Genomic DNA, 12026 nt, shown 5'->3' on the forward strand with positions numbered 1-12026 from the left:
CGTTCACTCCGCTTCCGGGTTCGTCGTCCGCTCCGATTTCTGCTGTACGACGCGCTGTCCCGCCCGCAAGGCGACGCGTCCCGTGCCGACCGGTTCGCCGTCGGGTCCGTCGGCGACGGCGACCCCGTCGAATCCGACGGGTAGCCCCATCCCCCGATAGAACGACGGCGAGTCCTGCACGTGGAAGTGCAGGTGCGGTTCCGTGGAGTTACCCGAGTGGCCGCACAGTCCGATTCGCTGCCCGGGTTCGACCCGGTCGCCCTCGCTTACGGCGACGCTTCCCTCGCGGAGATGCGCGAGCACGCTGTACTCTCTCGGCGCGTGTTCGACGACGACGTAGTTGCCGCGGATGTCTCGCTGTCGGAGGTCCAACCATCCGCGCGTCCGCGGCGCGTCGCGGTGTCCGTCGCTGGCGTCGACGACGACGCCCGCGGCCGGTGCGACGACGGGTTCCTCCCAGCAGTAGTAGTCCGACGGGTCATCCCCGTCGCCCGCGTGCGTTCGGCCCTCTCCGTCCGTTGTCACGAGGTCGTAGGCGTACCGCTGTGCGAGGATGCTCCACGAGTGCGAATCTTTCCTCTCCTGCCCGCCGCTGACGACCGTCCACTCGTCTTCGACCGGCAGGCGGTAGGTCGCTCGCTGCTCGAACGACTCGGGGTCCGGTGGGTCGAACCGATAGCGGCGGTAGACGTCGAGGTGGCCGAGCAGTTGGCCGACGCTCTGCCCCTGTACGAACGGGTTGAGTTGCAACGGAATCATCGACAGCAGGAACCGCGCGGTGCTCCACCGGTCACCCATCCGCACCCACTCGGTCGGGGACTCGCCGCGCGACGGGAGGAACATCGGAACGAAGGGCCAGAGACCGAACAGAAAGCAGTAAAGAAACGGGGAGAGCACCGCAAATCGGGGAGAGACGACGGCCGGGAGGCCGAGCAGACCCAGCAGCGCGAGGTTTGTCGGGTCCGGGAGCCTCCGCAGTACCGACTTCGACTCGGCGGGGTCACGGGGTCGCTCGTCGTTTGACGCGCCCGTCTCGGTCCGGGAGGGCATACCGGGGGGGTGGACGCGGCGGGAGAAGAGCGTTGTGCGTGCGATTTTACGACGTCCTTTCCGACGGCGTCGAGACGGCGGCGGTTTCCTCACCCCTCGGCCGTGTGGGCGGGCCCCTCGCCGTCCGATTCGGTCTCGGTGGCCGTCTCGTCGTCTTCGCCTTCCGACTCGGTGGCGGCGTCGGCTTCGTCGTCGCTCTCGTCGTCACCGCCGTCCGCGTGACCGTACGCTCCCGGAACGAGCGTCTCGCTGTACAGTTCGTCGCCGTCGCGGTCCCGAAGCGTGACCGTCATCTCCTCGGAGTCGGCGGCCACGTCGACCTGTCCGAAGAACTGAAGCCCCTCGCTCGGCGGGAGGTTCGCCTCGCCCTCCGGCGGTGACTTCTCGTAGGCGACTTCCGGTCCGAAGGTGTCGTCGAGCGCACTCGGTCCGAACGTCCCCGCGTGCAGCGGTCCGGTAACGAACTCCCGGAACGGATTGAAATCGGTGAACTGCGCGCGGTCGGGATGGTAGTGGTGGGCGGCGGTGTAGTGGACGTCGGCGGTGAACCAGACGACGTTTCGCACGTCTTCCTCGTTCAGGAACGACAGGAGGTCCGCGATTTCGTGCTCCCGGCCGACGGGTTCGCCGTCGACGTTGCCGATGGCCTCGAAGTAGTCGCCGTCGGTGACGACGAGGCCGATTGGCATGTCGGAGGCGATTACCTTCCACGTCGCCTCCGACGCCGCGAGCGACTCTTTCAGCCACGCGAGTTGTTCCTCGCCGAGGACGGCCGTCGCCTCGCTCTCCTCCTCGTTCCGCGTGGCCGTGTTCGGCCCGCGGTAACTCCGCAGGTCGAGTCGGAACACCTCCATCGTCGACCCGTACTCGAAGCTATCGTAGTGTTCGTTCCAACCGCTCTCCTGCGTCCGAATCGGCATGTACTCGACGAACGCTCGCTGACCGCGGGCAGCGAGGAGGTTCACGCTCTCCACGTCGTGGGGGTCGTCCTCCGGGAGCATCTCGCCCAGGTAGTAGTTGTTCGTCACCTCGTGGTCGTCCCACTGCGGGATCATCGGCACCTCCGCGAGGAAGTTCCGGTAGTGGTCGTCGATGAAGTTGTACCGGTAGTTGCCGCGGAACTCCGAGAGCGCGTCCGCGACCTCGGATTTGGCCTCGGTGACGACGTTGTTCCAGACGCCGCCGTCGTCCAGTTCCACCGTCTCGGGGAGCGGACCGTCGGCGTACACGGCGTCCCCGGAGTGGATGAACAGGTCCGGGTCGAGTTCGCGCATCGCCTCGAAGATGGTCATCCCGCCGCGGTCGCGGTCGATTCCCCACCCCTGTCCGACCACGTCGCCGCCCCAGACGAACCGGACGTCCTGCTCGCCCTCCGCCGGCGTTCTGAACTGGCCGCTTACCGGGTCGCTCCGAATCGCCGGGTGCTCCAGCGACTCGAAGACGACCCGGTAGTGTATCTCCTCGCCGCTCGGAAGTCCTCGCAGGTCGAGTTTCGCCGCGTAGTCGGTCACCGACAGCGCCGCCGGCCCCCGAACCGTCCGCACGTCCGAGAAGTACTCGTCGGTCGCCACCTCGACGTACATCCGTGCCGGCGCGTCGGTCCGACTCCAGATGATCGCCCGGTCGGACTTCACGTCTCCGCTCTGTACCGCCCGCGGAACCGGTTTCTCCGGGACTTCCTCGTCCGAATCCGCTTCGGTCTCGGATTCGGGGGTTTCGGTCGTCGCTTCGACCGTTCCCACCGCGCCCTCGCCGAGCGTCGCCGTCGCCGTCGCGGTTCCGACCGTCGCGAGCAGTCCTCGCCGCGTCACCTTCCCTGACATGACAGGTAGTGCGTCGACGCCGGGGGTGTAATACGCTTATAATATACCTATTGTCAGGAATGAGCGGTATTGTCAACTCTCCGTGCGGAGGTATCGGTTGGTCGTCCGAGGGAGACGGAGACGACTCGCACCGAGGCGGCGTACGTTCGACGGCGTCTCACCAGCTCCTCGGGTCGCGGTCAGGGCGCGTCGGAGAGTTTGAGGCTGTCGGCCAGGCGGTCGGTGACCACGTTCTCGACGATGTCGACGAACCGCTCGTCGTCGCTCCGGTAGTCGGCGAAGATGCCGAGCGGAATCTCGCCGCCGCCCATCTCGCGGTGGCCGCCGGCGCTGCCCACGCCGTCGAACGCCTCTTTGAGGGCGTTGCCGACGTGGACGCGCGAGTCGGTCGACCGCGCGCTTATCTCGATGGCGTCCTCGACGATGCCGAAGACGACGGCCGTCTCGACGCCCTCCAAGGTGGCGAGATAGTCCGCCGCCTGCGGCAGGGCGTCGCGTTCGTCCGTTCGTCCGACGTGCGAGAGCAGGACTGAGCCGCGAACGACCCGGTTGTCGATGGAGTCGGAGATGGCGTCTATCGTCGCGCCGCTCACCGACGGCGTCGACAGCGTCCGGAGTAAGTCCCGGTCGGCGTGGCCGTGGAGCGCTCCCGCGGCGTCGTACTCGGCGGCCGTCGCGCCGCGCAGGAAGCCGAGCGTTTCGCGGCGGATAGCGAACAGCAGTCCGGTCGCCAGCGTCTCCTCGACGGTCACGTCCAACTCGCGGACGTACTCGGTCAGTATCGTCGCCGTCGCGCCGATATCCTCGCGGTGGTCGACGAACCGTCCCTCGACGTCCTCGACGCTGTGGTGGTCGATGACGATATCGACGGGCGTGTCCTCGGGGAGTTCGTTGTTCACCCCCGGCAGCGAGTGGTCGACGAACGCGAGCAACGAGTCGGCGTCGCGTTCGCCCAGCGATTCCGGGGTGAACAGTTCGAGTTCCATGTCGAGGAGGTTGATGAACGCGCGGTTCTGCTGGTGTGAGATGCTCCCGCCGTACAGAATCTGACGCTCGTCTATCCCGGCCTCCGCGGCGATACGCCCCAGTGCGAGCGTACTCGCCAGGCAGTCCGGGTCCGGGTTGTTGTGGCAGACGACGGTGAGTTGCTCGGCCCCAGCGAGCAACTCGAAGAGTTCTCGCGCTTTCGTCATCGCCTGGATGTATGTGGTCGGGATACAAGCGTCTATCTGTCGTTCCGAAGATACGTGGTTTCCCGTCGAACCGCGACTGTCCCGTCCGCTCGGGTCGTCGACCGAAAGTGAGTCCGGGGGGACTCAGACCGACGCCGTCTCCGGCCCCGGTGCGGGAACGTGGTGGGATGGGGGAGAAGCGCTCCCGCACCTCCACTTTCGCGGACCGGCTGATAAATGTATGTTTTCACTACTGTCAATACTTCCGTATTGTTCGGTCGTCGGCGTTCGTGAATCGGACCCCGCGACGCGTCCGCCGTCTCGGTCGCCTCTCAGTCGCCGCCAAACGCCGTGATGGTCTCCTCGGGCAGGTCGCCGCGCGCGAACAGCGTCACCAAATCGTCGGCGCGTATCTCGGTGTCGCCGCGCGGCGTGAGTATCTTCTCGTCCCGTTCGACCGAGACGACCAACACCTCCGAGTCGACGTAGCCGCGTTCGTTCGCCTCGCTGAGGGTCGTCCCGTCCACCTTCGCGCCGGAGGCGACGCTCACCTCGACCCCCTCGGCGCCGCCGGACAGCGACATGAAGTCGGCGATGGACTGCCGGCCCCGCCGCCCCTCGGGTCCGAACGCGTGGTAGGGGCGGTGTTCTTCGTGCTGCAACAGGTGTTCGTCCTCTATCTCCACGCCCATCTCCGCCACGCTCCGGGTGACCCGCGAGAGTTCTCGGGCGTCCTCACCCACCGCCGTGACGTGGATGTTTCCGGTTCCGCACATGAGTTGCCGGACGTTCACCACGCCGGGCACGTCGGCCACCTGCTTGGCCAACCGCTCCCGTTCGTGTACCTCGGCGGTCCCCACGACGAGGTTCGTCAGGCGACCCTCCGCGCGTTCGTAGTCGACGTGCGCGTGGTAGCCGCGGATGACGCCGTCGGCTTCCAGTTGGTTGATTCGGTTCCGAATCGTCCCGGCGGAGACGTGCGCCTCCTCGGCCACCATGGGGGCGGAGGTGTTTCGCGCGTCCCGCACGAGGTGGTAGAGAATCCGCTTGTCGACGTCGTCCAATCGGTCGACCATACGGCGCACTGGTCGTCCACGATGATAAACGCCACAGGAATCGGGTCCGGTCGGCGGGTTCGGTCGGTCGCGGCGGTTGCGGTACGTGCGTTCCGCGAGGCCTTAACTACCCGTACTCTGCGCGACGCTCGCCAACTGCGCCCCGCTGGCGTCTCTCAACCGCTCGTCGCCGAGTTTGAGGCGAAGTCGCGGGCGGCCGACGTCGATGGGAACTTTCTCGGTGGCGATGAGCCCCTGCTTTTCGAGTTCGCTCTTCTTCCGCGAGAACGTCGCTTTCGAGGCGAGTCCGATATCCTCGGCCCACCGCGAGACGTCGTAGAACAGTTCCTCGTTCCGCGCGGCGACGAGGAGGCTGATGGCGACTTCGTCCGGGCCTTGGCTGTCCCCGCGGGCGGTCTGGAGGTTCGAGAGCAGTTCGGTGAAGTCGGTTCTGCACTCTGGACCGAGGCGCTCCGAGATGGTCGTCTCGACGCGGCTGAGCCCCGGGGTGTGGAGTTTGTACCCGTCGCTCGCCTCGAAGAGCGTCTCGTACTCCTCGCGCACGGCGCCGACGAACTCCTCGTCGTCGGTCCGGAGGCCCGCAAGCAGCGAATCCGCGCTCACGACCGTCGTCACGGCGGACTCCGACGCCATCAGGTTCGGCTTGTGGCCGTCCGCGTCGTCGAGGACGCGGAGTTCGAGCGTCTCGGACTCGACGAGATCGGCCGTTCGACTGGCGACGAGGAAGTCGTCCATGACCTCGCGCAGAGTGGTCTTCTCGCCCAGGACACGGACCGTCGGCGTCCGTCCGTCGAACGTGCTGAGCGACTCCACCGCCCGTTCGAGTGCGTCGGCGGCGGGGTTGACGAGGTACAGCGAACTCTCCGTCGTCTCGAACGTCCACTCGAAGACCTCGCTCATCTCGTCTGTCAGCAGTTCTGCTGGGTGGTTCATACTTTATTTCATAGTTGGTCCGTATTTAGCTCTGGCGGCATTACGGCTTGAGAAATCTGTACAACCCTCATAATCGCCTCTCAGGCACCGTATCTATTTGGTAACTACGATCCCGTCGATTTTCGGACTATTCCGGCGACAGTTCGAGTCCGTTTGCGGATTCAGGGGAACGTCTCGGAGAAGTATTTCCGGCAGAACGTCGTCCGACCCCTCCGGAAGCACGACGTCGCGAGCCAACTCACCGCGGTCCAGAACGACCGCGTCATCTACGGCGGTTTGACGTACCAAGGGCCGATTATCTACCCGTTCCAACTAGAGATGGCTGCGCAGGGACTCTTTCCCCGACGCGTTCGGTGACGAATCGCTGTTCGACCGCCGGCGCGTGAACGACATCGTCGCCGGCGACTTCTGACCCCGCCACCGCCGTCGGCGCTCTGAGCGCGGCGCTTCCGGGGTGCCAGCGGTTAAGGTCGCGGTGTGCTAATCACCCTCTCTGACCTGTCCGTTCTCGGAGTATCGGCCGCTCCCCGGCGGCGACGGGACGCCCCGCGCGTACTGCCGCGCCGCCGAGGAGTTCGTGCAGGCGATGCGCGCCGACGTCTGCAACGACCGCTACGGACTCGACCACGCGACGGACTGCGAAATCTATCGCGAGCACGCCGACGAGGCGGCCGGAGATGGAGACGAGAGCGAAGATGGAACCGGAGACGCCCCGTGAGCTACGAGGACTACCTCGCCGGTGACCCCGTGATACTCACCGCCGCGTTGACCGGCGGGGTCCACGGCAAGGAGGCGAACCCGAACCTTCCCGAGACGCCCGAGGAGATAGGTCGGGCCGCCGCGGAGGCCGAGGCGGCCGGAGCGTCCGTCGTTCACCTCCACGCCCGCCGGCCGAACGGAGAGCGCTCCTTCTCGACCGAGCGGTTTCAAGAGATAGACGACGCTGTTCGCCGGCACGCCGACGACGTGATCATCCAACACTCCACGGGCGGGACGGCCGCGCCGGACGAGTACCGGGCGCGACCGCTCCGAACCGACCCCGCCCCGGAGATGGCGTCGCTCGACATGGGACCGTTGAATCGGTACGACCGCCTGACCAGCGAGAACACCCGCGGTTTAGTAAACGACCTTTACGACGAGATGCGGACGCGCGGCATCAAACCCGAACTGGAGGTGTTCAACGACGGCCACCTCAACGAGGTGCACGGCCTCCTCGACCGCCGCGACCTCTCGGCGCCCGTCTACGCCACGCTCATCTTCGGTCCGGGCACGCTCACTCGACCCACCCCACAGAACTTCTTGAACTCTATCGACAACCTTCCGGCCGGAGCGTCGTTCAACACGCTCGGGTTCGGCCGGCACCAACTCCCCTTCGCGGCGATGGGAGTGCTGTTCGGCGGTCACGTCCGCGTCGGACTGAAGGACAACGTCTACCTCCGGCGCGGCGAGTTGGCCGAGTCGAACGCGCAGTTAGTCGCGCGCGCCGCGGCGATAGCGGAGCGTCTCGGTCGGCCGGTGGCGACGACCGACCAAGCGCGTGAGATACTCAGACTGGTGGATTGAGAGGGCGTTTCGATCGATTTCAGGGCCCACTCACGGTTGTTCATCCTCTCGGACGGACAATCCCGTTCATTCTGTAGATGTCCAACTGATATGTTTGATAGAGCGTACTTGCTAGTTTTGCTGGTTTGATGAAGCCGCTTTCCCGGCCTCGTGTTTGGTTTTTGCTGTCTTTTCTGTTTTTGCTATTTCTTTTATGTTTGCTATCCCCGGTGATTCCCATCTCTCATCAACTGCTCCCGACTGGTGACTGTTCTTCGAGGTGTCGTCAAGAGGCGTTCGCTCACCCGACGAACTGGAGGACGAGGAGGATGGTCCCGACGGAGGCGACGGTCGTCGCGAAGACGTTGGCGGAGGCGAGGTCCGCGTCGCCGCCGAGTTCCGTAGCGTAGATGAACGTGGAGATGGCCGTCGGCATGGCGAGCATGAGGACGCCGGCGCGGGTGGTCGAGACGTCGGCCGAGAGCAGCGAGAACGCGACGAGTGCCGTCACGGGCATGAGTAACATCTTCAGGGCGACGACCGACCCCACCGTCGGAACGTCGACCGCGCCTGCGTCGAACGACAGCGATGCCCCCACGGCCAGCAACGCGGCCGGGAGCGCCAGTTGCGCTACCGCCCCGAGGCCGTTCGAGACGACCCCCGGGATAGAGACGCCCACCGCGGAACAGAGGAAGCCGAGGACCAAGGCGCCGATGACCGGGTTCGCGAGGAAGCCCCGGAGTTCCTCGACGAGGTCGGCCTCCGCCTCGTTCACGAAGGCGAGGACCGCGACGGTCGCCGGTATCTGCGTCAGGCCACCGACGCCGAGGATGACGCTCGCCTTCGCGGTGGCGACGTCGCCGAACGCGGCCGCGGTTATCGGCAGGCCCAGGAAGCCGAAGTTACAGTGGTACGACTGCACGACGGCGACGCTCCGCGTCGCCGGGGAGGACGTCCGCCGGTGGACGACCCACCCGAACGCGCCGACGACGAGGAGGGAGAGCCAGAACCCGGCGATCAGGCGCGGGTCGAGTACGTCGCCGAGCGACTGACTCGACGTGGACGTGAAGACGAGCGCCGGAAGCGCGAGGTAGAACGCGAACTGCGTGAGCAGGTCCGCACGCGACTCGGTCAGGAGTCCGAGGCGGCGCCCGCTGATACCCGCGAACAGGAGGACGAGAAGATAGAGCAGGTTCGAGACGACGTCCATGTGGTCCACGTCGGCCGGCGGCCCATTTGGTCTTACGCTCCGCGGCAACCCCATCGGGCTTCGACCGTCGTCTCAGGCGTTCTCGCCGGCAACCAAGACGAACGAACGTGATGGTTCTCGCGCCGTTCTGACCGAAAAGATAGGAGAGATAGAAGAGACAGAAAAAATAGTTTTGCTGTCTTTGAGAGACGAACTGTATACTGACGGCAGCGCGGGGCGAAACGCTCGGCGGTGGAACCCGACAGTCGTCGCTCTCCGCCCGCGCTCAGTAGGCGTCGCGGAGCACTTCTTCGACGGCTTCGACCGTCGGGTCGAGTCCGTCCGGGGCGTTGGCGAGGAACGAGTCGTTCAGGATGTTCTCCGCGACCGCCTCGAACTCGGAGGGCTCCGGGCCGTCCACGTCGCGCAGACGCGACGGGAGCGACAGCGCGTCCCGAATCCGCTCGACGGCGTCGACCACCGCGGCGGCGGGATTCGCCGCTTGTCCTACGCCCAACGAATCCGCGAGCAGTTCGCGGCGGCCGTCGACCTCCTCGAACAGATACCGGAGGACGTGCGGGGCGACGACGGCGTGCGCGGCGCCCTGTTGCACGTCGTACGTGCGCGTGAGGCCGTGTCCGAACGCGTGGATGAGAGAGAGCGTCACGCCGTCGGGCCGGGAGACGCCGTACTGGACGAGCATCGTCCCCTCGACGACCGGGTCCAGCGTCTCCGCGTCCGGGTCCGAGTCGCCCTCGCCCAGTCGGCGCAGACCGGGTCCGAGCAGTCCGAGTCCGCGCGACGCCGTCGCGTCGGTCACGGGCGTCGCGTTCGACGCGTACAGCGTCTCGATACCCTTGTCGAAGCCGTTCATCGCCGACGCCGCGAGCACCCCTTTCGGCGTCGTCGCGAACAGTTCGGGGTCGTAAACGACGGCTCTGGGGGTCAGCTTCGGGTCCGCGACGCCGCCGCTCGCGGGTTCGTCGACCGGACCCGACTCGGGCGAGGCCGTCACGCCCGCGACGTTCGACATCTCCGCGCCGGCCAGCGTCGTCGGCACCGCGACGACGGGCATCAAGTCGCCGGACGGAACGGTGACGGTCCCTCGCTCGACGAGTTCCGCGCCCACCTCTTCGGGCGGTCGCTCGTCCGCCGCGAGGAGGCCAACCATCTTCGCCACGTCGAGACTGCTGCCGCCGCCGAGGCCGACGACGACGTCGGCGTCGCACTCGCGCGCGGCCGCGAGTCCGTCGTAGGCGGTGCCGAGTCGCTTCTCCGGGGTCGTCTCCGCGAACACGTCCGCCAGTCGGTCACCCAATCCTTCTCTCACGGGGTCCATCACGGCGGGCGTCTCCCCGACCGTCGACCCGCAGACGACGAGCGCACGTTCGAGACCGTGTTCTCCCAACTCCGCCGCGAGGTCGGCGGCCGCGCCGCGGCGCGAGCGAATCACGGGCGCGTCGAACTCGAACCGGTACCCGTCGCTCATCTGTTCTGCCCTCCTGTTCCGCCTCGATTCCGGCGGGCCGGCGCGGCCGTTCCGAACTCGGGCCGACTCCGCGGCCGGTCGCGCGTTCGCGGCGTTGTGGTCGTCACGACGCCCGATTCGGACCGCAGACGGGTATGGTTTTCCGGACGCTGACGACCCCCGGTGACACGACGCGACCGCACCCCCGACATGGGCCCGCGCGACGCACCACGGCCGACGGGCGCAGTCGTCCGTTTCTGTCCGCGTTCGAGACGACCGACGCGAACGGTTTACGTGTCGGCGAGACGGACCGGGAGGTATGGGATTCGACCTGACGGTCGACGTGTCGGACGACTCGGCCGAGGGGCCGCCGAGCGCGGCCGAGGTGCTCGGAGGGCGGGATTCGATTCCGCCGACGGCGCTGTTCGACCGGACGTTCCTGCGCGAACACACCTCGTTTCGAACGTTCGGGGAGATGGTTCGCGCGAGTCCGTCGTCGGCGTCGTCGCCGGCCGAACTCGGCGCCGTTCCCGGCGGGGAGTGGGACGCGTTCGCCGCGGAGACGACGGCGTTCGAGGACTGGGAGGCGATGGTCGCCGCGGCCCGCGAGCGCTGGTTCGCGCGTCAGTTCGGTCTGTGACCGGTCGTGCGGTTCGGTCCGTAAATCAGGACGACGGCTCCGCCTCGGCGTAGAAGTTGAACGCCTCCAGCACCGGGCGGTCGGTCATCCCGAGAAGGACGGCCTCGTCGTCGGGTTCGTGGTGGTGCGTCGCGTCCGGCGGCACCACGAAGATGTCCCACTGGCCCCACTCCAGGGCCTCGCTGTCGACGTGCGTCGCCCCCTCGCCCTCGATGACGAAGTACACCTCCGTCGCGTTGTGGAAGTGGGGGTCGGTCGTCTCCTGCAGCAACTGCGCGCGGAACGACATCGTCGGAAACAGCGGCTCCTTGCCCGTCGCGGGGTTGACGTACGCGAGGCTGTAGCCGTCGTTCGGGTCCGGGTCGTCGTTGTCCGCTCGCTGGCGGAGCGTCTCCTCCATCTCCTCCCATCCGAAGCGGTACGGGGGCGTCGCCTCGCGGATGCCCTCGAACGGCCCCGGAATCTCCCCGTCCGATTTCTCGTCGGCGGGGCGGCCGCGACCGTACTGGGAGTCCCAGTAGCCCTGCGTCTTCGTCACCGGTTGGCGTTCGAGTTCGTGGTTCTCGAACACCTGCTGTTTGTTCATCGAGTCGAGGAACAGGGGGAGGTCGAGGACGTCCAACCACGCCGCCGTCTCGTCGGAGTCGTTGACGTGGTCGTGCCACTCCCACTGCGGCGTCGTGATGAGGTCGTTGTTCTCCATCGGGAACTCCTCGCCGGAGACAACCGTCTTCATGTCCTCGTTGCCGTCGATGGTGAAGCGGAGGGCGTTCGCCGAGTGGCGGTGGGCGGGGGCCGTCTCGCCGGGCGACACCGTCTGGACGCCGACGTAGATGGTGTTGGAGATGGCGTTACCGAGACTCCGGTTGATGGGGACGGCGACGCGCCGCTGGAACCCCGGCGGCAACTCGGCGATGGGGACGTCCGCCTCGATACCGTCGATGGCCTCCTGAATCTCCTCCCAGTGCCAGATGCCCGGTTCGGGGTCGTCGATGACGTTCCCGAAGTCGTCTTCGACCTCCCAGAGCGGTCGGAGGCCGTGCTGTTCGAGGATGCTTCGGGTGTCGGAACTCAGTTCGAGGAGTTCCTCCGGCTCCTTCTGTGCCATGGTTTATCGTTATATCAGGTTAGAC

At 66.6% G+C, this 12026-nt stretch carries 11 protein-coding genes and 1 pseudogene; 4 read left to right on the forward strand and 8 right to left on the reverse strand.

The genetic code is table 11. From position 1 onward, the window contains the following. Positions 1-3: 3 nt before the first annotated feature. The 5 genes from NDI76_RS18185 to tbsP all read right to left on the reverse strand — a co-directional run bounded on the left by NDI76_RS18185 (position 4) and on the right by tbsP (position 6054). On the reverse strand, positions 4-1050 hold the full coding sequence (locus NDI76_RS18185; protein ID WP_310925581.1) for a M23 family metallopeptidase: 1047 nt from the start codon (positions 1048-1050) through the stop codon (positions 4-6). 89 nt (positions 1051-1139) lie between these two features. Beyond that, positions 1140-2873 carry an alkaline phosphatase D family protein gene (locus tag NDI76_RS18190; protein WP_310925582.1) on the reverse strand — a complete coding sequence of 578 codons (1734 nt, stop codon included), beginning with the start codon at positions 2871-2873 and terminating at the stop codon, positions 1140-1142. Between the two features lie 179 nt (positions 2874-3052). Next, on the reverse strand, positions 3053-4066 hold the full coding sequence (locus tag NDI76_RS18195) for a DHH family phosphoesterase (RefSeq protein WP_310925583.1): 1014 nt from the start codon (positions 4064-4066) through the stop codon (positions 3053-3055). 311 nt (positions 4067-4377) lie between these two features. Then, the gene (locus tag NDI76_RS18200; RefSeq protein WP_310925584.1) at positions 4378-5121 is read right to left on the reverse strand and encodes a TrkA C-terminal domain-containing protein; all 744 of its coding nucleotides are present in this window, start codon (positions 5119-5121) and stop codon (positions 4378-4380) included. A 102-nt stretch (positions 5122-5223) separates the two neighbouring features. Beyond that, a complete protein-coding gene (tbsP, locus tag NDI76_RS18205) occupies positions 5224-6054 on the reverse strand; it encodes a transcriptional regulator TbsP (protein WP_310925585.1) in 831 nt (276 codons plus the stop codon). 153 nt (positions 6055-6207) lie between these two features. Between tbsP and NDI76_RS18210 the strand changes: the two are divergent. From NDI76_RS18210 to NDI76_RS18220, 3 genes and pseudogenes are all read left to right on the forward strand, one after another. Beyond that, a pseudogene (locus tag NDI76_RS18210) lies at positions 6208-6466 on the forward strand (ABC transporter substrate-binding protein); the annotation flags it as partial. Positions 6467-6631: 165 nt separating this feature from the next. After that, positions 6632-6772, forward strand: a complete 141-nt coding sequence (locus NDI76_RS18215) for a hypothetical protein (protein WP_310925587.1) — start codon at positions 6632-6634, stop codon at positions 6770-6772. Further along, complete coding sequence (locus NDI76_RS18220) at positions 6769-7617, forward strand: beta-keto acid cleavage family enzyme (protein ID WP_310925589.1); 849 nt, start codon at positions 6769-6771, stop codon at positions 7615-7617. The genes NDI76_RS18215 and NDI76_RS18220 overlap by 4 nt, the downstream gene beginning before the upstream one ends. 280 nt (positions 7618-7897) lie before the next feature. Here the strand turns inward: NDI76_RS18220 and NDI76_RS18225 are convergent, their stop codons facing one another. Both NDI76_RS18225 and NDI76_RS18230 read right to left on the reverse strand, forming a co-directional pair. Next, entirely contained in the window at positions 7898-8806 is a 909-nt protein-coding gene (locus NDI76_RS18225) for an AEC family transporter (protein WP_310925590.1), read from the reverse strand. Between the two features lie 265 nt (positions 8807-9071). After that, a complete protein-coding gene (locus NDI76_RS18230) occupies positions 9072-10274 on the reverse strand; it encodes an iron-containing alcohol dehydrogenase family protein (RefSeq protein WP_310925592.1) in 1203 nt (400 codons plus the stop codon). A 298-nt stretch (positions 10275-10572) separates the two neighbouring features. Here NDI76_RS18230 and NDI76_RS18235 point away from each other — a divergent pair, with 298 nt between their 5' ends. Next, entirely contained in the window at positions 10573-10893 is a 321-nt protein-coding gene (locus NDI76_RS18235) for a hypothetical protein (protein ID WP_310925593.1), read from the forward strand. A 25-nt stretch (positions 10894-10918) separates the two neighbouring features. Here NDI76_RS18235 and NDI76_RS18240 read toward each other — a convergent pair whose 3' ends face one another. After that, positions 10919-12001: a cupin domain-containing protein gene (locus NDI76_RS18240; protein WP_310925594.1), complete on the reverse strand. Its 1083-nt coding sequence runs from the start codon at positions 11999-12001 to the stop codon at positions 10919-10921. Positions 12002-12026: the final 25 nt, after the last annotated feature.

The organism is Halogeometricum sp. S1BR25-6 (assembly GCF_031624495.1).
GTDB classification, from domain to species: Archaea; Halobacteriota; Halobacteria; order Halobacteriales; family Haloferacaceae; genus Halogeometricum; species Halogeometricum salsisoli.